Source organism: Clostridium sp. CF012 (assembly GCF_018861755.1).
Classification (GTDB): domain Bacteria; phylum Bacillota; class Clostridia; order Clostridiales; family Clostridiaceae; genus Clostridium_AD.
In genome coordinates, this window is the sequence record NZ_JAHLEF010000004.1 from 128,922 (window position 1) to 150,102 (window position 21,181).

Here is a 21,181-nt window from a genome sequence, read left to right on the forward strand (position 1 = left end):
CCACCTATAACCTGCCATCTACCTATACGTAAATTATATCAAAACCTGCTGACTTCTTAAGCCTATTCATTATAGCAAAACCTATACCCTTTTCTTCAAAGGCTTCTGACAATATCAAATCTACATCTATAGCATCAAAGCTTCTTAAAACTTCAAAAAGATTTCTGCCCACGGTATCTAGATTTTTTCTGCTACCTAAAGAAATAACAGTTCCACAAGTATATTTGTCTTTTGTTTCATCTGTTGCCATAATACCTATTTTTTTCTTGCCCATACTATTCTGCACTATTTCATTGATTTTTGCAATAGTTTTTTCTAAATCTCCACATATAATTTTCACTGGGGCTTTTGGTGCATAATGTCTATACTTCATACCAGGGGCTTTAGGCTTAAAATCATCCTTTTGTTTAGACATTATATTTTTATCAATATATATCCCACCATCTATTTCTCTTAGCATCTCAATGGTTATAGCACCCGGCCTTAGTATGCATAGTGGTGTACAAGTGCAATCCACTATTGTTGACTCAAGGCCTACTTTACTTTTATCTCCACCTAAAATATAATCTATCTTTCCGCTTAAATCCTCAATACAACTCTCTACCTCAGTAGGACTAGGCCTACCAGATATATTAGCTGAGGGCGCTGCAATAGGCGTTCCTGCTGCCTCAATAAGCTTTTTAGCAATAATATTTGATGGCATTCTTATACCAACAGTATTAAGCCCTGCACTTGTTATACTGGGAATCAGATCAGACTTACTAAAAATCAATGTTATTGGACCGGGCCAATATTTGTTCATAATTTCTCTTGCTATATGTGGTATTTCTTTAACTAAAGGATCTATATTAAAATCAGATACATGTACTATAAGGGGGTTATCCTGTGGCCTTCCCTTGGCCTTAAAAATCTTTTCTACAGCTATCTCATCTAAGGCATTAGCTCCAAGCCCATAAACTGTTTCAGTAGGAAAAACAACTAATCCACCTTCAGCTATAACAAGCCCCGCCTCATCAATTATACTTTGATCAATATTATTTTCGTCTATTATTGCTACCTTCGTTTTCATCCTTACACCTCTTAATTAAATCATCTTCTTTAAAGCTGAAATATTGTTAAATCACATTAGTCATTATTAACCCCACTATTATACCCAAAAGTATTCCCAATGTATTTGTAATTCCAGACCAAAGTTTTTTAGACTGTGGAATCATTTCCCCATAAATCACATATAACATAACGCCTGAGGCAAATGCTAGAGCACCACCTAATATATTTGTAGATATACTCCCAATATAAATTCCTATCCAGGCACCAATCGCAGTAGGTAGTGCTGTTAAAAATGCATACAATAATATTTTTCCGCTTCTTGTTCCTGAGAGCATTAGTGGTGCTGCCACAGCTAAACCCTCTGGCACATCATGTATTGCAATTATCACACTCATTTTCAGTCCTAAGTTTTCTCCATTAACAAACCCAAAGCCCATTATTAGACCTTCGGGAAAATTATGAAGCATTATTCCAATAGCAACCATAAATGCCACCTTTGTAAATTGCGAATTTGAATTGCCACTTAGACTGCTTATTTTATCTATTATCGCAACAATGATAATGCCTAGGATTAAAAATAATAGTGTTCCAAACAAGCCGGTTTTCTCTGTAGCCTCTGGGATAAGTTCAAAAACTACAATAGAAAGCATAAGCCCTGATGCAAATCCTATAATATTTCCTAAGAACTTTCGTGAAGGTTTGTTCATAACAACACCTAAAAGCGCACCAGACATAGTACCAATCAAAGCTATTACTCCTGAAAATATAATTATCAAAACAATATTACTGTTCAATTTTATACCCCCACTTCCATAGAATCATAATCATATACCTTACAATTCCATATGAGAACAAAGTATAGAAACATTTATACACTCTACTTATTTCTCTATATCTAATTTTATTCCATCAGTGGGGGTTTATGCAGTATTCTCTATATTCTTTGATTTTTTCTATAGCATCGTCTGAAAATATTGCGTCAACACAAGATCTATAGACGTCATCCAGCAAAATATATTTCCTAAATCCACCATGTTTAATTGTAAAATAAAAATATGTTCCTTCTGGATTCTCAATTTTAATTTTATTATACATCTGTGCTACATAGGGGTGCTTTTTTAAAAAATCTATATCTATGGGGTAAATTCTTTTGTTTCTAAATTTTGATTTTGTTATTATAATAAGCTCTAAGTTCTTACCTTGATCTTCAGTATGAACAAAAACAACTTTTTTGCATATAATAATAAATTTATTTTTTGCAATTCCACACCATATGCTAATTTTGTACCCTTCCAATTTAAAATCAATATATTCCTCATTAATTCTAAGAATCATAACAGTAGCAATAAGTAGCTCATTGCACACCAAATATATTACAAGAAATGCATTTGTAATATTTGACACTATTAGCATAATAGGTAATAAAACAAAAATAAAGCACATCGATAGCATAAACCCTTTATAAGTTTTTTTTTGCTTTCTAATGGCTTTATTTATATTCATTAGTCTCACCTTTCACTAATCGTTATTGCCCATGGCTTGCATTTTTTCTGCTTGGTCAGCAGTTATTAATGTATTCATCATCTCATCGATGTCTCCATCAAGAAAAGCTTCTAATCTATACAAGGTTAAGCCTATTCTATGATCTGTTACTCTTCCTTGAGGATAGTTGTAAGTTCTTATTCTTTCGCTTCTATCTCCCGTACCTACTTGGCTCTTTCTATCTTCAGCTATTCCTGCTGATCTTTCAGCCTCAGCTTTATCAAACAATCTAGATTTTAATATCTTCAGAGCTTTTTCTTTGTTTTTTAACTGGGATTTCTCATCCTGGCAAGAAACTACAAGTCCTGTAGGAATATGTGTCATTCTTACTGCTGAATCTGTTGTATTAACACATTGTCCTCCATTACCAGACGCTCTAAACACATCTATCCTTAAATCATTTGCACTAACTTCAATATCTACATCGTCGACTTCTGGCAAAACCGCTACCGTAGCCGTAGATGTATGGATTCTTCCACTGGACTCTGTATCTGGTACTCTTTGAACTCTGTGTACTCCACTTTCGTATTTAAATTTACTATAGGTAGAGTCACCTTTTACCATAAATACTACTTCTTTGAATCCGCCAATATCTGTTTCATTAGCACTCATTACTTCAACTTTCCATTTATTACGTTCTGCATATCTCGTGTACATTCTAAATAGATTTGCTGCAAACAATGCCGCTTCATCTCCACCTGCTCCAGCTCTAATTTCGATAAACACGTTCTTATCATCATTAGGGTCCTTAGGTAAAAGCAAAATTCTTAATTCTTCTTGCATAGTGTCCTTAGTTAGAATTAAGTCCTTAATTTCCTCTTGAATCATATCTTTCATTTCTCTATCAGATTCATCTTTAAGCATTTCTTTGTTTGTTTCTAAATCTTCTTTAGCTTTTTTATATATTCTATATTTCGTAACAACTATTTCCAATTCTGCATGTTCTTTGCAAAGCTTTTGCCATTCTTTTTGATTGGCAATAACCAAAGGGTCTCCAATTTTCATTGTAATTTCTTCATATTTACTTTCTGTAAACTCAAGCCTATCTAACATTATTTATCACTCCGTATATATATTTTCACATCTAAACATTATACCATAGTTATGTGCGATATACAAATCCAACATAACTATGAATTACTCTACTTCAGTGACCTAATTCACAATATACTGTGGCCCACTAAAGTGTATTAATCCATTAAGGTGCCTTTAATAACCCTATCATTTCCAGATAAATCTTTAATGCATTCTATGGTATTAAATCCCGATTTTAAAAGGATATCCTGGACCTCTTCTCTTTGATCATACCCTATTTCAAAAGCTAAAAGACCACCCTTTTCCAAAACCAGCAAACTCTCTTTTGTAATTCTCCTATAAAAATCCAAACCATCTTCCCCACCACTAAGGGCAATGCAAGGCTCATAATTTTTTACATCCTCCATCAAAGTAGGTATAACTGCTTCTCTTATATAAGGAGGATTAGAAACCACCACTTGAAATTTCTTATTTTGTTGTATAGCACTTTGCAATAAATCACTACTCTCTACACTAACCCTACTCGCCAAGTCAAATCTGTCTATATTTAGTTTTGCAACAGCTATTGCATCGCCTGAAATATCATAAAGCGCTACCTTCGCCCCTTTAATGAATTCAGCTATAGCTATGCCAATAGCGCCACTCCCACTACAAACATCGCAGACTCTAGTATAAACTTTTTCATTTATACACTTAATCACTTCTTCAACTAAAATTTCAGTGTCAGGTCTTGGTATCAAGACTCCGGGCTTTACTATTAAACTCATACCCATAAATTCACATTCACCAAGAATATATTTTATAGGCATCTTACTTTTCCTAAGCTGAATTAGCTGTGAAATTTCCTCTTCTTGCTTTGGATTAAGATTAAAGTCTCTATTAAGCATTATGAACAACTTATCCACATTTAAAACCTTGCCTAGTAAAAGTTGTGAATCTAACATATAGCTCTCAATGCCAACTTTTTTTAAAATTCCATAGGACTTAAGAAGTATTTCTCCTATATTCATTACTTTCCACCACCCTTCTTAATCACAGTTCTAATTAATCTTCAATACCCTCAGCTACTTTAAGAGCCTTTATTGCCACTTCGAGTTGTGACAGATCCGGTTCTCTTGTAGTTAAATTCTGTAGCTTAAGTCCTGGATAAGAAAGGATTTTAGATAAGGAACCCTGGCTTTTTCCCATCCATTTAATAATTTCATAGCTTATACCTGAAATTACTGGAAGAAGTATAATCCTATACATTATTCTCTCCCCAATTGAATTCCAACCAGTTAAAGAGAACACTATTATACTAACTATCATAACTAAAAATAAAAAATTCGTACCACACCTTGGATGTAATCTTCCAAATTTAGCTGCATTCTCTGGAGTTAACTCAACATTGTTTTCGTAACAAAATATGGTTTTATGTTCTGCCCCATGATATTGGTATACCCTCTTAATATCTTCCATTTTTCCTATAAGATACACATATAGTAGAAATATTAAAACCCTAATAATTCCTTCTACAATATTCATACCCATATTACTTGTCCCCATTTTACTAAAAATATTAGCTACCAAGGTTGGTAAAATAAAAAACAACCCAATTGATATAACCAGCGAAATAACAAGGGATATTCCCATAATTACATCATTACTTTTTTCTTTGAATATTTTTTTTATCCATTTATCTAATTTTGAAGGTTCCCCTTCCTCTTCGAAAAATGAAGCTGAATAGTTTAATGTTTGTACCCCTATAACTAAGGACTCAATTAAAGAAATGAAGCCTCTTATTACAGGTAATCCAAAAAATTTATTCTTTTTAGTATAGGAGGTATAGCTTTTTTTCTCCACTACAATTTCTCCTTGCTCGGTTCTCACCGCAGTGGCAATGCCATTACTCCCTCTCATCATAACCCCTTCAATTACAGCCTGACCTCCAACATTAACATTCTTAGCCATAGTTACACCCCTTCTCTAGGAACAATATGACACTTTCTACATCGCGCTTCATAAGATTCTGTAGCGCCAATTAAGACAATAGGATCCTCATATTTAGCTGGTTTTCCATTAATCAAACGTTGAGTTCTAGTAGCAGGATTACCACACACTACACAAATAGCCTGAATTTTGTCCACAAATTCTGCTACAGCAAGAAGTGCAGGTATAGGTCCGAAAGGTTCACCCTTAAAATCCATATCTAGTCCCGCACATATAACTCTTTTATTATTATCAGCCAGCGCTGTAATTACATCAATTATACCTTTATCGAAAAATTGCACCTCATCGATAGCAACAACTTGTGTCTCTTCATCTAATAGGCTTAAGAGCTGCGAACTATCCTTAACCGGAACAGCCTCTTCCTTCTCTCCGCAGTGAGATACCACATCTGCCTTGCTATATCTATTGTCAATTTCCGGTTTAAAAACTTGTAATTTTTGTTTTGCAATTTTGGTTCTTCTTATCCTGCGTATAAGTTCTTCAGACTTTCCACTATACATAGGTCCTATAATAACTTCCACCCAACCATGATTTTTTGGTCCATACATACTCTTACCTCCAATTTTATAAAAAAACTAACTACATGTATTTTATCAAATATACACTATATAATAAAGTCAAATATAATTTTATTCTTATTGACTTAATAATCAATTATATGATAAACTTGAATAGTTGACAATACGGGTATATATCTATTTTTTGAAAGAGGTGAAAAATATGCAAGAAGGAATACATCCAGAATACCATAAAGACACAGTTGTTAAATGTGCATGTGGAAACACTTTTATTACAGGATCTACTAAACAAGAACTTAAAGTAGACGTATGTTCTAACTGCCATCCATTCTACACTGGAAAGCAAAAGAATATTGATGCTGGTGGAAGAGTAGACAGATTCATGAAAAAATTCAACATAAAAAACGAAGTAGAAAACGACGCAGAATAATATATTAATGGAAAAGATTTAATTATCTTTTCCATTTTTTTATTTATGTTATCTAGCCAATACTTCAAAATTCTTATTTAGCATTTCTAAAAATTCTCTATTATTCTTAGTTTTAGCTATTAAATTTAGGAGTTTTTCTGTCACCCCTGTGGCATTACCTTCTCTATACATTATCTTTCTTAAATTATATATAGTTTCCATTTCAATCTTAGTAAGCAATAAATCTTCTCTTCTTGTTCCTGATTTATAAATATCAATGGCAGGGAATATTCTTCTTTCTTGAAGTTTTCTATCTAAGTGAACTTCCATATTACCTGTACCCTTAAATTCTTCAAAAATCATATCATCCATTCTGCTTCCCGTTTCTATAAGTGCAGTAGCAAGGATTGTTAAACTTCCACCCTCTTCAATATTTCTAGCTGCTCCGAAAAATTTCTTTGGCATCAAAAGCGCACTAGGGTCAAGTCCACCAGATAGTGTCCTTCCAGAAGGAGTTACAGTTAAATTGTAAGCTCTAGAAAGTCTAGTTAAACTATCTAATAGAATAACTACATCTTGGCCTTGTTCAACCATTCTTTTAGCTCTTTCAAGTACCATATAAGCAACTTTTGTATGATGATCTGGTTCTTCATCAAAAGTTGAATAAATAACTTCGCCCTTAATAGATCTCTGCATATCAGTAACTTCTTCTGGCCTCTCATCTATTAAAACAACAATTAATTTTACTTCTGGGTGATTTATAGAGATACTGTTAGCGATTTTTTTAAGAAGTGTTGTTTTTCCTGCTTTGGGTTGTGCTACAATTATGCCTCTCTGACCCTTACCTATAGGAGATATAATATCCATCATTCTTGAAGACAGATCTGTTGAGGTAGTTTCTAGTGTCAACCTTTGAGTTGGGTAAATAGGTGTTAACTTTTCAAAGGGTCTTCTACCTATAGCTCTATCTGGATTTTCTCCATTTACTCCCTGTACGTACAATAATGCTTTGAATTTTTCTCCTTCTTTAGGTGTTCTAACTTTACCTTCTACCTCATCACCTGTTTGCAAATTAAATCTTCTAATTTGAGATGGTGAAACATAAATATCATCCTGACCTGATAAATAATTATGCCCTCTTAAAAAACCATAACTATTATTTTCAATTATTTCTAGAACTCCTCTTGCTGACCCTGATTCATTTATCATTTCTTGTAACTTTTCTTTTTTATTTTCATTTTGATTTTTAAAACCAGTATCAATGTCTTCATTATTAGGAGTTTCCTCAGACTGAATTGGATTATTTGGGATTTGCTGCTCTGAATTTTCTATAATATTATCTTGAACTTTAGAAGTGATTTTAGGACTTATTTTTTCTTTTAAAATAACTCCATCTCTTTGCAATGAAACTGGTGTTATCTTCTTTATTTCTTCAATTAACTCACTTTTTTTAAATTTAGAAATGTTTTTAACACCAAGTTCTTTGCAATGTTCCCGCAGTTCAACTACTGTCATATTTTCAAAATCTTTGTTTATCAAAATCTGCACCTCCGAAGGGTATTTTATATATAATATTTAATAAATATCATGGGAATTTAAAAACGTATTTACTATCCAATGAATTTTTTTGAAATGATATACTTTTTTAATTATATCCTATTTTAAAACTTTAATCCACTATATTAAAAATACACATAACCCGCAAAAGATTTATGTGTATTTTATAATTATTTACCATTTATTTTATATCATAGCATAGATTTTCTCTATAGTCTGTCTATGTTCGTTTACTTTTTTTATCACTTTTTCATTCTTACCAATGAAAAATATAGGCAATGCTAATTGCTCACATCCTCCTATTACCATATTTGTTTTCAAAAGCTCATTAATATCATAATGATAAGAATGTTCCTCACCGCATAGGCAGCATTTCACTTCAATTAATATTTCATTACCCTTTTGCAATTTAACAGATAAACATGGAAATCTAGTCCTCATACTCTCTATTTCAAATATTGTCAGTTCTTCCACCTTATATTGACCATTAGAATCCTTTAAAGCCATCGCAATATTCGTATCGAGTATCAATTTTCCCACCTCCACATTTTATATTTTCAAACAATCTCTTTTACGTTAGATGAAGTCTATTAAAAGTATATGCATTTTACTTCATAATAGTCTTTAATATTAAATTCTATAAATTTTATAAAATCCCTGCTTAATTTCAGTTGAAATTAAGCAGGGATTTTATTCTTACTACGGTAAAAGAACCTTTTTCTTATATTATGCTAACAAAAGTATATATTGCGTAGAATGCTTTGAATAAGCCTTAGTAATTCACAATTTATTTTATTTATAGATGCGTTAAGAAAATCACATGTTTGAGCGATAGCGAGTTTGTGATTTTTAGCATCTATAAATAAAATGAATTTTAGAATTACTTGGCGAAGTGAAAGCATTCCTAGCGATATATACTTTTCGTTATAGGATAATATAAGAAAAATCCTACTTCTTCATTGTCTACTCTATAGGATATAGGATACATTAAAATATTATTTTTTATGTTCTAAGGATGCCTTAATAAAATTCTTAAATAGCGCATGTGGTTTATTAGGTCTAGATTTAAGTTCAGGATGAAATTGAACTCCAACAAACCAAGGATGATCTTTAATCTCAACTATTTCTACCAATCTCTCATCTGGGCTTGTGCCTGTAAGCGTAAGTCCTGCTTCTGTTATTACTTTTCTATACTCATTATTAAATTCATATCTATGTCTATGTCTTTCATATATCACTTCATCACAGTATGCTTCATGAGCATTAGAACCTTTTGCTAATTTGCATGCATATAAACCTAGTCTCATGGTGCCACCTTTTTCATCTAAACCCTTTTGATCTAGCATTAAGTCTATTACCGGATACTGAGTTTCAATTTCAAATTCTGCACTATTAGCTCCTTTTAACCCTGCCATGTTCCTTGCATATTCTATAACCGCACATTGCATACCAAGACATATCCCGAAAAATGGCACTTTATTTTCTCTAGCATATCTTATTGCTTCGATTTTACCTTCTATCCCTCTGTCACCAAATCCACCCGGAACCAATATGCCATCAACATCACCAAGTATTTCACTTGCATTGTCTGATGTTACCTCACAAGCATTCACCCATTTAATCTCTACATTAGAATCATTATAAAGACCTCCATGACCTAATGCCTCAACAACAGAAATATACGCATCGTGAAGTTCCACATATTTTCCAACTAATGCTATTTTCACATTTCCAGTTAAATTCTTTAATCTGTCTACCATGGAAGTCCACGCAGCGTTATCTATTTCATGGCAGTTTAGCTTTAATTTTTTACATACTAGAGTATCTAACCCTTCTTTATGAAGCATAAGTGGCACTTCATATAGATTCTCAGCATCTAAATTTTGAATTACAGAATCTGCTTCTAAATTACAGAACAGCCCTATTTTAGCCTTCAAATCATCAGATATCTCCTTCTCTGATCGACACACTATGATGTCTGGTTGAATGCCTATACTTCTAAGTTCCTTTACAGAATGTTGAGTAGGTTTTGTCTTAAGTTCTCCTGCCATTTTTAAATATGGTACTAATGTAACATGGATAAAGCAAACATTCTCTATACCTACTTCATATTTAACCTGTCTTATGGCCTCTAAAAATGGTAGTGATTCAATATCTCCAACCGTTCCACCAATTTCAGTTATAACTACATCTACATTTTTTTCTTTAGCTACTCTATAAGCTCTTTCTTTTATCTCATTAGTTATATGTGGTATTACTTGTACTGTGCCCCCTAAATAGTCTCCTCTTCGCTCTTTTGATATAACTGACCAATATACCTTTCCTGTAGTTACGTTGCTATTCACGCTCAAATCTTCATCAACAAATCTCTCATAATGCCCTAAATCTAAATCTGTTTCCGCTCCATCATCCGTAACAAAGACCTCTCCATGCTGATAAGGACTCATGGTGCCTGGGTCTACATTTAAATATGGATCAAATTTTTGCATAGAAACCTTTAACCCTCTATTTTTTAAAAGCCTCCCCAATGAAGCTGCAGTTATTCCTTTCCCTAAAGATGAGACTACACCGCCTGTGACAAATATGTACTTAGTACCCATAACCATTCCTCCTATAATTTATTTTCATTTTACTTATATGTTTTATTTTCCTCTGATATTGTTAATACATACCTATATAAAGCTCTTAAAAAGCTTATACTAATTTTTCTAAAAACAGCTTGACAGATGCTCTTTATACATCTATAATAGAAATTACCCTATAAATAGAAACGTAAAGTAAAATGCTATAGTTATTTTCAAAAATAATATTAACATCTTATCACATTTTTTTGTGTTTTACTAGTGTTTTTTGTGTTTTCTTTTTTTTGAGAATTCTATTACATAAATTTATAAAAATTAAGGCTATGTTCTATAGAACATAGCCTTAATTTTAATTACTATTGAGCTTTGATACTAATTTTTAAAGTTGTACTTAAAATTTGTTGATTACCTATTATCATATCATAATCTATAAATACATCTCCGCCATTCTTATCCACGTTCATCTTTAACTCCCTAGTGTCTACAGTTAGATCTAACGCACCATGAGGCGTATTATATAAAGTTAAATCCCTTGCATATTTTTTAAATTTCATTTCTGTATTAGTAGTCCCAGTTCTTATAAGTGTAAAATGTTCTTCATCAATTTTTAATGTAGTAGTAGTTCCCTGCATCCCTGAAATTTCTGTCTCTTCGTATACAGCATAATAAGAATTGTCTTTTTTATAAAATTCACCTGGTGTAACTACCTCGATAGCGTCACCATCCTCTTCATTGTCAGATTGTTTGCTAACAATTGAAATTACTGCATTTTTCTTCATAATCTTACTCCTCACTACTTTAAAATATATTTGTTTATTTCTTCTTCTGTTGCCGGTGTTATTTCTATAAATCTGTTTAGTGGGTCACCATAATTACCATATTTAACAGTTATAGTTTTTTCATCCTTACCCTTACAATATCTTCCTGTAATTTTAGCTGCAAATTCAATATCCTCATTTGTGGCTTTACCAATAATAACAACAGTAGAACCATTGTAGTCCCTCGGTAAGAACATTAAATCATCAGGGTTTAAAAGTTGTTCTATTAATTCTCCCTCTTCCTGCATTCTCGTAGATATAATCTTAGCATCTTTAGATATCCTAAAGTGTCTTCCTAGTTTTAATAAATCTAGATCATTTTTAGATGTATCCTCTTTATGCTCTACCAGTTCCTTAAGTCTTCTAGAATAGTTGGGTTCCGTAAGTTTACATCCACCAGCAGGTGATGGATAGTCTTTAATACCCCACTTTGCCGCTAGTTCGATTTGGACTTTTCTATTTCTACCGCTTATATTTAAAAGTGCCTCTCTATCTATTAGCCCATCCATCTCCATTTCAGTTGGTTTAAGGTTTTTAGCACATAAGGGTCTTAAAATTTTATGACCTATTCCAGATTCATTTTTCACTATGTCTAAAGCCGACCTATTTTGAGACATAGGCCTTTGATTTAATACTTCTCCCGTTATAATAAAGTCTGCATGAAATTTTTCTAATAGTTCTCCACAATACCTCATCATCATAGCATGGCAGTCGATACACGGATTCATATTTTTACCATGTCCATGTTTTGGGTTCTTTACCATTTCAAAATGTTCCTCTGAAAAATCTACAACTTCTAAGGGTATACCTATTTGTTTAACAATTTTTAATGCATTTGCCTCATTAAAAAAGTATGATTTAAAGCATATGCCTATAACTTCTATGCCCTGATCTTTTACAAGTTTTGCTGCGAGTATGCTATCCAGGCCTCCAGAAATCATAGCTAAAGCTGTTGTCATAAAACCTTCTCCTCTCCTGATTGTATTTTATTAGACACTAATAAAACTACTATTTATTGTTTCTTTCTATAGCGAGTTCAATAAGCTCATCAATAAGTTCCCCATAAGTTTTTCCTGTGGCTTGCCACATTTTAGGGTACATACTTATTTTAGTAAACCCCGGTATAGTATTAACCTCATTTAAATAAACATCTTCTGTTTCTTTATCCACTAGGAAATCCACTCTTGCCATACCAGCGCAATCTAGTATTTTATATATTTTTATAGCTTGCTCTTTGATTATTTGTAGCTTTGCTTCACTAAGGGCTGCCGGTATTAAAAGCTTAGATGCCTCACTTTTATATTTAGCTTCATAATCATAAAATTCTTTGGCTGGAATTACTTCTCCCGGTATAGATGCCTTAGGATAATCATTTCCCAGTACAGCTACCTCAATTTCTCTTGCATTTATAGCCTTTTCAACCAAGACTTTTCTGTCGTGTTTTAGCGCTTCTTCTAGTCCTAGTATTAGTTCCTCTTTGTTATGTGCTTTTGTTATCCCTACAGAAGATCCGCCATTAGACGGCTTAATAAATACTGCATAGCCCAATTCTTTTTCTATTTTCTCTATTAGTATGTCTTTGCTTTTTACATACTCGTGCGCATTTATCACTACATAATCAGCTTGTTTTATATTAAAGTTTTCTAATAAGTATTTTGTATATATCTTATCCATGCAAATAGCAGAGGACATTACCCCCGGACCCACACAAGGAATATTTGATAATTTACACATCCCTTGAATAGTGCCATCTTCTCCAAAAAGGCCATGCAACACTGGAAATACTACATCTACCTCTTTATTAAATAAGAACTTCTGTCCTTCTGGAATTTTAAAAAATTCGTCCTTTTCCCATTCTCCGCTCTCTATGTTTTCTAATTTTCCAGTATATTCAAACCATAACCCATCCTTAGTTATTCCAATAGGATATATATCATATTTTGTTGGATCAATATTTCTCAATACTGAAGCCCCTGATACTCTAGAAACCTCATGTTCGGTAGACTGTCCACCAAATAATACTGCTATTTTCTTTTTCATTTATCATCTCTCCTTGTAGGCATAATAACTAGCTTATGAGTAATAAAAAATAAGTTTACCAAATAAATTTATTTTTATATATCATCTTTATCTATTACGTTGCATTTTAATTATTAATATCTAAATTTCAAATTTAAATACGCTCCATAATGCCACCACTCCAAATTATAATGGTAAATCAAAAAAAATTCAATAGAAGAGAGGATATATATACACTTTATGCAATATATCCTCTCTTCCACAAGGTAGTCTATGAGACCTCTTAGCCCTAGGCTAAATAGTTAGCTTTCCATTAGGAGTATCTATTATTTCCATTATTCTTTGCTCATACCCAGTATCAGCATTGATGTATACTATAAAGTCTTTCTCCTTGTATGAACCTAGAAATTCATAGCACAAGACTTCTTTATTAGTCTCCGTAGGTACGATAGCTAAGCTAATTTTATTGATTTTCAAACGCTTTCCAACCCTTTCTTGTGCTTTTACTACCGTTACTTTTGGCGTAGGTATCTGCCTTTTTTCAACATGAGATACTAAGAATTTTTCGGATTCAATTCCTATAATACTACCATCATCTAATGCGATCTTAAGCTTTACTTGATCTGGATAAATAGCTACTTCCCCTTGTTTATATACATAACTTACCACTGCTGTATTTTCATAATTCAGTGTATATGTAGGTTCCATATTTTTATACCCTATTTTACCAATAAACGCACTTCCAGCTTGTATAGCCTTATTAATATCTATGGTTGGCTTTCCTATAGCCCTATTATCTAATAAGTATACTATTCTACCTCCATTTTTGCTTACTTCTATTACTGTTTTTGGCTCACCTTTATCTCGTCCTTTAAAGGTTACTTGAAAGGAATAGGCGGGTATTCTAGTTTTCCCTTGTACCGCTTTATTTTCTATACTTTCTATTTTATCTTCTCCAAATATATTTTTTATTATTTTAGCTGCTTCACTTTCGCTTACTTCCTTTTGAGACATTATTTTAGGCTTTATTTCTAATATATTATCAGAAAAAGGGCCATCATAAATTAATGCTGGATATTGAACTATTTGTTTTTGTATACCCTTAAACTTCTCATTTACTATGTCATCCCCTACTTTTGCAAATACGGAAGTACTTTTTTTTCTAATCTCTCCCCATTTTACTTTACCAACATTTATTTCAGAAAGAACTCCATTTAATTGCTCTTGAAGTGTATATGACTGCAGCTCTAATTCATCAATTGCTTCATATTCCTTATCACTAAGATCTTTTCCTTCAGATGTTGCTTTGGCTAGAGTATAGCAAAAATCTCCTACTTGAGTTAAAAATTCGCTAGTATCCCCAATAACCGATTGTTCTATTGGCAAGGAATGTAACTTATCGTTTGCAGTGCCTGAATATCTAAAAATTTCTTCAAAAACTACTATACTCTGTTCTCTAGAACCCACAATAGCAGCTTTACCTAGATTTATTCTTATGTTTTGTACAGAGCTTATAAGTTCATACATATTTTTACTATATTGACCTTGAAGATAATTTCTATAATCTAACCGTTCTAAAAACATTAGTATCGCGAAAGTAGTTGAAAATACAACAATTACGGTAACAGCACTTGTATATAATATTCTTTTTTTTGTCATTTTCATATGTTTTCCTCCTGGAATTCTTTATCATTAGATAGCAATTATGAATGTATCTACTAGTAGTTTTTTTAGATATTTTAATTAACTAAATAGCTTATTAAAAATTTCTAATAATTTAAATTTCACTACTATTTTATTTTTATTTACTGTATTATCTACCAAATTATATTCATCCTCTGATAATACCTCTTTCATTTCACTCTCGGTTTTATCGAAGGATACATTTCCTTTTGTAATATCTACAAAACATAATGGCGGAAACATAACACACCACCAATTTTGTCCACTGCCCTTTCCAATAATTATTCTGTAAGCTTCATATTTTCCTTGAGGCAAAGTTATATTTCCATAAGTTTTAACCGGAAAATATTCCTGGGACAGGGTTGTTACTACTGAATATTTAAACCCATTTTCATTTATAACGCTTTGAGCAATTTTTTTAATATTTTTATCTTCATTATTTATAATCTCTCTTGATTGTTCTATACTTTTGCTATCCGCAAGCTTTGGCGATACATATTCTAAAACAGAATCTCTTACTTTTAATTTTATCCCTTGATCTATTTTGTCATCACTATTAGCTATTACATGAAACCTTATAAGTTTACCTGCAATATCACTTTGAGTAGCTTTTGTAGCTACGTTACTGCCATTTAAAACTATAGAAATAGTAATAATTATAGTAATACTTGTTAATATAACTTTTTTCATGGTTACCCCCCTGAGTACAATAATTTATATTAAAATTATTACCAAATTGTGTAATTATATTCACTGAACTGTTCCAATTCTTCTTATTTCAGTATTAACAGTAACTTTAACAATTGCATTTTTATATTTTTCTTGCCAATCCTTTTCTATTTTATTCCATAAAGAAGGTTTAAACTTTTGAATATGCTCGCTTACACCAAACGGATCTATTTCGAATTCCTCTTTAGCGACTTTCATAATTTTTTCGCACTCTATACTGATGGAGTTATTAAAAGTATTCTGCAACCTTTGCAATTCTTCTTTCCCCAGTATCTTCTTGTCTGCATAATATCCATTTATCTGACCCTCAAGGCTTAAATCTATATTAATGACTAACTTATCGTCCTCTTCCTCCACCCTCATTTCCCTTTCATACCCATTGATTATATAGTCAACGGGGTGACCATCAATGTAAATAACTTTTTTGCCAATGCTGAACTTACCACTCAGCAATTGAATATCCATTAATTCTAAAGGTGTAAAATATCCTTTTAATTCATAATTTTTAATTATAGCAGCCCCACTTAAAATCAATTCTTTTTTTTCCTTTTCTAAAGTTATTCTCGGTAGTAACACATTTCCATTTTCACTTAAAAGAATAAGGAACTCATTTAAATTTATACTCATAATCCTAGAATTTTTTTTACTGTTAGCCATAAGTCCAGAAATATAATATTGGGTACTGTTTTCCGTCATGGGTTTAAATTTTATATAATCCTCAGCTTTGCCGTCTGATACAACTATATCCATCATCCTATTTATATTAGGATTCCGCTGCAGGTAATCTACTACCTCTTTAACTGTGTCTTTATATTCTAATAAATTACTGCTTAATATTAGTAGCTTAGTATGACCCATATATATGTCTCTACTACTTTTAGCCATAGCCTCCGAGGATGCATCTTCCATAGAATAAGCCTCTGTATTAATATATTTCTCCTCTGCGCTTCCACTTTTTCCTGCCCCTACCATACTCATATCTGGAAATCCATAAGTTACATTCATTTTTTTAATCTTCCCCTCGGCAAAAGGTTCTTCTGGATTAATACCTTTCAATTCCTTTTCTTTGGCAATGTCTTCTCCTGGGTCAATAGCTATAGCAGCTATAAAATTGAGCCTATCTATTTCTACTTTATCCCAACATCCCGTAAGTAAAACGCAGCTTAAGATAATGGGTAACCCCATCTTAAATTTCATCTGTACTTTTCCACCTCCCTTTACCTTTTACTTTACCCATAAGTAGTATAAGTATGGGTAAAATTACGAAAACAAATATAGCAGTTAATAAAACCGGGGTAGTTTTGAATTGCAGTGTATAAATTTCTGCTATATTTTCTGGATATAATGCTACCACATAAATAATAGGCATAATTAAAAGTGAAGATATTTTAATGTCTTTCAATTTGAATACATTTTTTATAATCTCGCTGGAAAAGAAATATGTGTTAATAAAGGTAGTGAAATAAAAAAGTATCCAAAGTGCCATCACTATTCCTTCCCATCGCTCTATAAATGTACCAGGTATATATAGTGACCTTATCATAGAAATAGTTGGCCATAATAAAATCCTACTCTGCGCTTTAGAGAACACAGCTAAAACAAGTATTATTACAATTACATAAAAAATTGTTACAAACGTAATACTCTTTCTTAGCACACGGGATGCGTTTTTCTTATTCTTAACATAAGGAAGAATAAGGTAGGCTATTTCAAATCCCCCAAAACATAATAGTGCATATCTAGAAGCACTAAGGTAGTGGTCAGGTTTATTATTAAGTACTGGTAATAAATTTGTAAAGTCTGCATTTATTGCGATTAGTATGAACACCGCAAGTGTTGGAAGGAACATAATCCAGAAGGAAATTTCATTAAACTTAACTAAATCACTTATTTCACCTCTAACTAAGTAGGAACCTGTTAATATAATGGTGATTAAAATAAATTCTGAGGGAGTCTGATTTAATAAAAATTGTTTAATTACTTCAACAAATTCTCTCATCCCCAGGGACACAATGAATATACTATAAATCGCAAAAATAATAGCAAATATTCCTCCAAGAGATTCCCCAAAATTATTCTGCAATATATTCGTAAGATCCTCAAAATCATTTTTTTCCATAACCATATATATAAGATATAGCAATAAAAAAATTACTATTCCAGAAGTTAAAATAACTATCCAAGCATCACTACCTACTTTATCTATGACATTTCTTGGACAAGAAAATATTCCTATACCAGCCACAGCTACTACTACTGTAGTAAATAAGCCAAAATCTCCAATTAGTTTTTTATCTTGCATAATATTGACCCTCCCTCCACATAAAAGATGCTAGAAATCATTTCTGTCTTATCTTATCTCCAGTTTTCATATATTTAGGCCTTTCTTTTAGATTTTGTATTGGCGCTCTAATATACATATCTTTTAAATCCAAAATATTAGTATCAACCGCTGGAGCTAAATAAGGTATTCCAAAACTTTTCATTCTAACAAGATGAATGAGCAGTATAATGAGCCCAATAACTATCCCATAAAGTCCAATAATTGCTGAAGCGATAATAAGGAGAAATCGCACAAGTCTAAAAGCCGCAGTAACTTCATAATTAGGAGTTACAAATGTAGTAATAGCAGTAATTGCCACAATAATTATCATAATGGGACTAACTATTCCTGCACTCACTGCGGCTTGCCCTATAACAAGTCCTCCCACAATACCAATAGTAGCTCCAATGGGCCTTGGCAACCTAACCACAGCCTCCATAAGAAGAGCTAGGAACAATTCCATAATTATAGCTTCTACAAATGCAGGAAATGGCACTCCTTCCTTAGAAGCTGCTATAGCATAGGCTAATTTAGTAGGTATTATTTCTGGATTAAATGAAGTTATCGCTACATAAAGCGCCGGTGCTGTAAGAGAAATAATTATAGAAATCATCCTAATAAACCTAATTATAGAGCCATGCATCCACCTTTGATAATAATCATCCGGAGATTGAAATAAATTAGGCAAGGTAGCTGGAACAATAATTACAAATGGAGAATTATCTACAACCATTGCTATCCTACCTTCGTACAGTGCAGCCGCTACTACATCCGGTCTCTCTGTACTTTGTATTTGAGGAAATGGGGAGTATCTATTATCCTCTATTAGCTGCTCAATATAGGCAGAATCAAAAACTGCATCGATGTTTATTTTATCTACCCTACGCTGGAGCTCTTCAAGTACTTTTTTATTAACTATATCTTCAATATACATAATGGCCACATCTGTTTTCGATCTAGCTCCTATAGCTTTAGGTTTAACTCTTAACCTTGTATCTCTAATTCGCCTTCTTATTAAAGCAGTATTGAATCTTACAGTTTCTGTAAAACCATCTCGTGCGCCTCTAATTACTGTTTCACCAGATGGGTCTCCTACCCCTCGTACAGGCCAAAAACGCGTTGCAATAACATAGGCGCACGTTAACTCATCTATAAACATTAACGTGTCCCCAGAAAGGGCTGCATTAATTCCTTCACTTAATTTTTTTACTTCTCGCATATCAGTAACTGAAAGTATATCGTCTTTTATTTGCTCTGTATTATCTATCCCCTTTGAAAATAGCATTAATGGCTCTAAAACATAGTGATCGAGTAGAAGTTTATCTGCCATTCCATCAATATAAACTATTGACGCTTTCCAACTTCCTACATTGAAAGTTCTAAAAACTACATCAGAGTTATCTATCAAAAGTTCTTTTAAGTACTCTATATTTTTTTCAGCATCTAGTTGAATTTTATCATCAATTATCTCTTTCATATCGCTTCACTTCCTTATAGATATATGTAGATAGACATAACCGCAACTATTTATATTAATTTAACTCCTAATATCAGGTGCTGAAATATGATTAAACTATCCACCTAAGTATAAATAGAATAATAGCTATAATAATTACTAGTGAGCCTAAAGTGCGTGCTTTTTTACTAGTACTGTCATTACCAGTTTTTTTAAAACTTCTTGCATCAATAGTAAGTACTACTGAACCCTGGATTACCATCATTGTTAAAAAATACACATCAAACAAATGTAAAATTCTCATTATTTTTCTCCCTGTTTTATTATAATTAGTAAAAAAAAAAATTATAAAACTCTATACAGATGCAAATTGATTTCACCTTGCTTAAGCTAGTTTTAACGACACTCGTAGAAAATATTCATTTAGGTACAGGAAAATAAAAAAAACGCAAAAAAACCACAAAGGTTTTCCCACGTTCTATACTTCACTATAAAATTTATTCTAAATTGTTCTTGTTATATATACTTCTTTATATTGAGTTTTAAATTTATCATAGCATCTTTGAGCTTTTAACATATCATCAAAAAAAGCAAATATTGTGGGGCCGCTTCCGCTCATCATTGCGCCCATCGCTCCCATCCTGATCATATCCTCTTTTATTCTTTTGAGAACTGGATATTTCCTTAGGGTAACATTTTCAAGTAGATTCTTCATATTCTTACATACGTCTTCTAAATTTTCTTCTTCCATAGCTTTTATTAAGGCTTCTGTATCTGGATGCTTAAAGATTTTAGTAACGTCTAAGTTTTTATAAACCTCTTTAGTTGATACGCCAAAATTAGGCTTAACCAATACTAAAACTTGGTTTTTAAAAGGCGCCAGTGGAGTAATAATATCTCCTATACCTTCGCACAATGCAGTCCCCCCCATTATACAATAAGGAACGTCTGCACCTATTTTTACACCTAACTTCATAAGTTCATTGTCGTCTATGTCTATTTCGAATAATTGTTTCAATGTTTTAAAAACAGCCGCTGCATCTGCACTCCCACCTGCCATACCCGCAGCTACTGGAATATTCTTCTTTAGATATATATTTACACCTTCGCTAATATTATAAGTCTCCATAAAAAGTTTTGCAGCTTTATATACTAAATTCTTCTCATCTGTAGGTATGTAAGGTTTATTACAGCTTATATTAATACCTTTATTGCATTTTTGAAAGGACATAGAATCATATAAATCTACATTTTGCATAATCATTTTTAGCAAATGATATCCGTCTTCTCTTTTACCTACTATATCTAAAGATATGTTTATTTTTCCATAAGCTTTTACTAACATGATTTTCCTCCAACTCTTTATTGTTAATCCGCTAAGGCCACCTATAATTAATAACCGCTTATTCCTCCTTAGGAATTCAGAAACTTATATAAGATTAGCCTTTTCTTGTGAAACATTGTTAATAAA

The 21,181-nt window shown here is 32.3% G+C and carries 21 protein-coding genes; 1 reads left to right on the forward strand and 20 read right to left on the reverse strand.

The genetic code is table 11. The annotated features are described in order from the left end of the window. Positions 1 to 22: 22 nt before the first annotated feature. From KPL50_RS06295 to KPL50_RS06325, 7 genes are all read right to left on the reverse strand, one after another. Complete coding sequence (locus tag KPL50_RS06295) at positions 23 to 1,069, reverse strand: L-threonylcarbamoyladenylate synthase (RefSeq protein ID WP_216297603.1); 1,047 nt, start codon at positions 1,067 to 1,069, stop codon at positions 23 to 25. 46 nt (positions 1,070 to 1,115) lie between these two features. Next, the gene (locus tag KPL50_RS06300) at positions 1,116 to 1,844 is read right to left on the reverse strand and encodes a ZIP family metal transporter (protein ID WP_216297604.1); all 729 of its coding nucleotides are present in this window, start codon (positions 1,842 to 1,844) and stop codon (positions 1,116 to 1,118) included. A 115-nt stretch (positions 1,845 to 1,959) separates the two neighbouring features. Continuing rightward, on the reverse strand, positions 1,960 to 2,553 hold the full coding sequence (locus tag KPL50_RS06305; protein WP_216297605.1) for a hypothetical protein: 594 nt from the start codon (positions 2,551 to 2,553) through the stop codon (positions 1,960 to 1,962). A 15-nt stretch (positions 2,554 to 2,568) separates the two neighbouring features. Further along, complete coding sequence (gene prfA, locus KPL50_RS06310) at positions 2,569 to 3,648, reverse strand: peptide chain release factor 1 (RefSeq protein WP_216297685.1); 1,080 nt, start codon at positions 3,646 to 3,648, stop codon at positions 2,569 to 2,571. Positions 3,649 to 3,782: 134 nt separating this feature from the next. Next, positions 3,783 to 4,637 (reverse strand): peptide chain release factor N(5)-glutamine methyltransferase, encoded by an 855-nt coding sequence (gene prmC, locus KPL50_RS06315; RefSeq protein ID WP_216297606.1) that lies wholly within the window; start codon positions 4,635 to 4,637, stop codon positions 3,783 to 3,785. A gap of 34 nt (positions 4,638 to 4,671) precedes the next feature. Then, on the reverse strand, positions 4,672 to 5,577 hold the full coding sequence (locus KPL50_RS06320) for a DUF1385 domain-containing protein (RefSeq protein ID WP_216297607.1): 906 nt from the start codon (positions 5,575 to 5,577) through the stop codon (positions 4,672 to 4,674). Positions 5,578 to 5,579: 2 nt separating this feature from the next. Continuing rightward, complete coding sequence (locus KPL50_RS06325; protein WP_216297608.1) at positions 5,580 to 6,164, reverse strand: thymidine kinase; 585 nt, start codon at positions 6,162 to 6,164, stop codon at positions 5,580 to 5,582. A 172-nt stretch (positions 6,165 to 6,336) separates the two neighbouring features. On the opposite strand from KPL50_RS06325, the gene rpmE reads away from it, so the two are divergent. Then, positions 6,337 to 6,564, forward strand: a complete 228-nt coding sequence (gene rpmE / locus KPL50_RS06330; RefSeq protein WP_216297609.1) for a 50S ribosomal protein L31 — start codon at positions 6,337 to 6,339, stop codon at positions 6,562 to 6,564. Positions 6,565 to 6,612: 48 nt separating this feature from the next. Here the strand turns inward: rpmE and rho are convergent, their stop codons facing one another. The 13 genes from rho to ispE all read right to left on the reverse strand — a co-directional run bounded on the left by rho (position 6,613) and on the right by ispE (position 21,055). Further along, on the reverse strand, positions 6,613 to 8,082 hold the full coding sequence (gene rho / locus KPL50_RS06335) for a transcription termination factor Rho (RefSeq protein WP_216297610.1): 1,470 nt from the start codon (positions 8,080 to 8,082) through the stop codon (positions 6,613 to 6,615). Between the two features lie 204 nt (positions 8,083 to 8,286). Beyond that, positions 8,287 to 8,631, reverse strand: a complete 345-nt coding sequence (locus tag KPL50_RS06340) for a hypothetical protein (protein WP_216297611.1) — start codon at positions 8,629 to 8,631, stop codon at positions 8,287 to 8,289. 464 nt (positions 8,632 to 9,095) lie between these two features. Next, complete coding sequence (locus tag KPL50_RS06345) at positions 9,096 to 10,700, reverse strand: CTP synthase (protein ID WP_216297612.1); 1,605 nt, start codon at positions 10,698 to 10,700, stop codon at positions 9,096 to 9,098. A 338-nt stretch (positions 10,701 to 11,038) separates the two neighbouring features. Further along, positions 11,039 to 11,461 (reverse strand): DUF1934 domain-containing protein, encoded by a 423-nt coding sequence (locus KPL50_RS06350; RefSeq protein ID WP_216297613.1) that lies wholly within the window; start codon positions 11,459 to 11,461, stop codon positions 11,039 to 11,041. 14 nt (positions 11,462 to 11,475) lie between these two features. Further along, positions 11,476 to 12,459 carry a tRNA 4-thiouridine(8) synthase ThiI gene (locus KPL50_RS06355; protein WP_216297614.1) on the reverse strand — a complete coding sequence of 328 codons (984 nt, stop codon included), beginning with the start codon at positions 12,457 to 12,459 and terminating at the stop codon, positions 11,476 to 11,478. A gap of 49 nt (positions 12,460 to 12,508) precedes the next feature. Next, positions 12,509 to 13,540 (reverse strand): D-alanine--D-alanine ligase family protein, encoded by a 1,032-nt coding sequence (locus KPL50_RS06360; RefSeq protein ID WP_216297615.1) that lies wholly within the window; start codon positions 13,538 to 13,540, stop codon positions 12,509 to 12,511. A gap of 273 nt (positions 13,541 to 13,813) precedes the next feature. After that, positions 13,814 to 15,184 (reverse strand): germination protein YpeB, encoded by a 1,371-nt coding sequence (gene ypeB, locus KPL50_RS06365; protein WP_216297616.1) that lies wholly within the window; start codon positions 15,182 to 15,184, stop codon positions 13,814 to 13,816. A gap of 78 nt (positions 15,185 to 15,262) precedes the next feature. Beyond that, the gene (gene spoIIR, locus KPL50_RS06370; RefSeq protein WP_216297617.1) at positions 15,263 to 15,892 is read right to left on the reverse strand and encodes a stage II sporulation protein R; all 630 of its coding nucleotides are present in this window, start codon (positions 15,890 to 15,892) and stop codon (positions 15,263 to 15,265) included. Between the two features lie 60 nt (positions 15,893 to 15,952). Then, positions 15,953 to 17,128 carry a Ger(x)C family spore germination protein gene (locus KPL50_RS06375; RefSeq protein WP_216297618.1) on the reverse strand — a complete coding sequence of 392 codons (1,176 nt, stop codon included), beginning with the start codon at positions 17,126 to 17,128 and terminating at the stop codon, positions 15,953 to 15,955. Continuing rightward, on the reverse strand, positions 17,118 to 18,233 hold the full coding sequence (locus tag KPL50_RS06380; protein ID WP_216297619.1) for a GerAB/ArcD/ProY family transporter: 1,116 nt from the start codon (positions 18,231 to 18,233) through the stop codon (positions 17,118 to 17,120). Before KPL50_RS06380 ends, KPL50_RS06375 begins: the two co-directional genes overlap by 11 nt. A gap of 37 nt (positions 18,234 to 18,270) precedes the next feature. Then, a complete protein-coding gene (locus KPL50_RS06385) occupies positions 18,271 to 19,731 on the reverse strand; it encodes a spore germination protein (protein ID WP_216297620.1) in 1,461 nt (486 codons plus the stop codon). Positions 19,732 to 19,822: 91 nt separating this feature from the next. Then, positions 19,823 to 20,014 carry a CLC_0170 family protein gene (locus KPL50_RS06390; RefSeq protein WP_216297621.1) on the reverse strand — a complete coding sequence of 64 codons (192 nt, stop codon included), beginning with the start codon at positions 20,012 to 20,014 and terminating at the stop codon, positions 19,823 to 19,825. Between the two features lie 198 nt (positions 20,015 to 20,212). After that, complete coding sequence (gene ispE, locus KPL50_RS06395; protein ID WP_216297622.1) at positions 20,213 to 21,055, reverse strand: 4-(cytidine 5'-diphospho)-2-C-methyl-D-erythritol kinase; 843 nt, start codon at positions 21,053 to 21,055, stop codon at positions 20,213 to 20,215. Positions 21,056 to 21,181 lie beyond the last annotated feature (126 nt).

Excerpts from the sequence above, each read along its gene's own strand:
- KPL50_RS06375 (WP_216297618.1), bottom strand. The coding sequence starts at position 17,128 with ATGAAATTTAAGATGGGGTTACCCATTATCTTAAGCTGCGTTTTACTT.
- KPL50_RS06325 (WP_216297608.1), bottom strand. The coding sequence starts at position 6,164 with ATGTATGGACCAAAAAATCATGGTTGGGTGGAAGTTATTATAGGACCT.
- spoIIR (WP_216297617.1), bottom strand. The coding sequence starts at position 15,892 with ATGAAAAAAGTTATATTAACAAGTATTACTATAATTATTACTATTTCT.
- KPL50_RS06350 (WP_216297613.1), bottom strand. The coding sequence starts at position 11,461 with ATGAAGAAAAATGCAGTAATTTCAATTGTTAGCAAACAATCTGACAAT.
- KPL50_RS06305 (WP_216297605.1), bottom strand. The coding sequence starts at position 2,553 with ATGAATATAAATAAAGCCATTAGAAAGCAAAAAAAAACTTATAAAGGG.
- KPL50_RS06320 (WP_216297607.1), bottom strand. The coding sequence starts at position 5,577 with ATGGCTAAGAATGTTAATGTTGGAGGTCAGGCTGTAATTGAAGGGGTT.
- KPL50_RS06295 (WP_216297603.1), bottom strand. The coding sequence starts at position 1,069 with ATGAAAACGAAGGTAGCAATAATAGACGAAAATAATATTGATCAAAGT.
- ispE (WP_216297622.1), bottom strand. The coding sequence starts at position 21,055 with ATGTTAGTAAAAGCTTATGGAAAAATAAACATATCTTTAGATATAGTA.
- KPL50_RS06380 (WP_216297619.1), bottom strand. The coding sequence starts at position 18,233 with ATGCAAGATAAAAAACTAATTGGAGATTTTGGCTTATTTACTACAGTA.
- prmC (WP_216297606.1), bottom strand. The coding sequence starts at position 4,637 with ATGAATATAGGAGAAATACTTCTTAAGTCCTATGGAATTTTAAAAAAA.
- rpmE (WP_216297609.1), top strand. The coding sequence starts at position 6,337 with ATGCAAGAAGGAATACATCCAGAATACCATAAAGACACAGTTGTTAAA.
- KPL50_RS06360 (WP_216297615.1), bottom strand. The coding sequence starts at position 13,540 with ATGAAAAAGAAAATAGCAGTATTATTTGGTGGACAGTCTACCGAACAT.
- ypeB (WP_216297616.1), bottom strand. The coding sequence starts at position 15,184 with ATGAAAATGACAAAAAAAAGAATATTATATACAAGTGCTGTTACCGTA.
- KPL50_RS06385 (WP_216297620.1), bottom strand. The coding sequence starts at position 19,731 with ATGAAAGAGATAATTGATGATAAAATTCAACTAGATGCTGAAAAAAAT.
- KPL50_RS06355 (WP_216297614.1), bottom strand. The coding sequence starts at position 12,459 with ATGACAACAGCTTTAGCTATGATTTCTGGAGGCCTGGATAGCATACTC.
- KPL50_RS06345 (WP_216297612.1), bottom strand. The coding sequence starts at position 10,700 with ATGGGTACTAAGTACATATTTGTCACAGGCGGTGTAGTCTCATCTTTA.
- KPL50_RS06390 (WP_216297621.1), bottom strand. The coding sequence starts at position 20,014 with ATGAGAATTTTACATTTGTTTGATGTGTATTTTTTAACAATGATGGTA.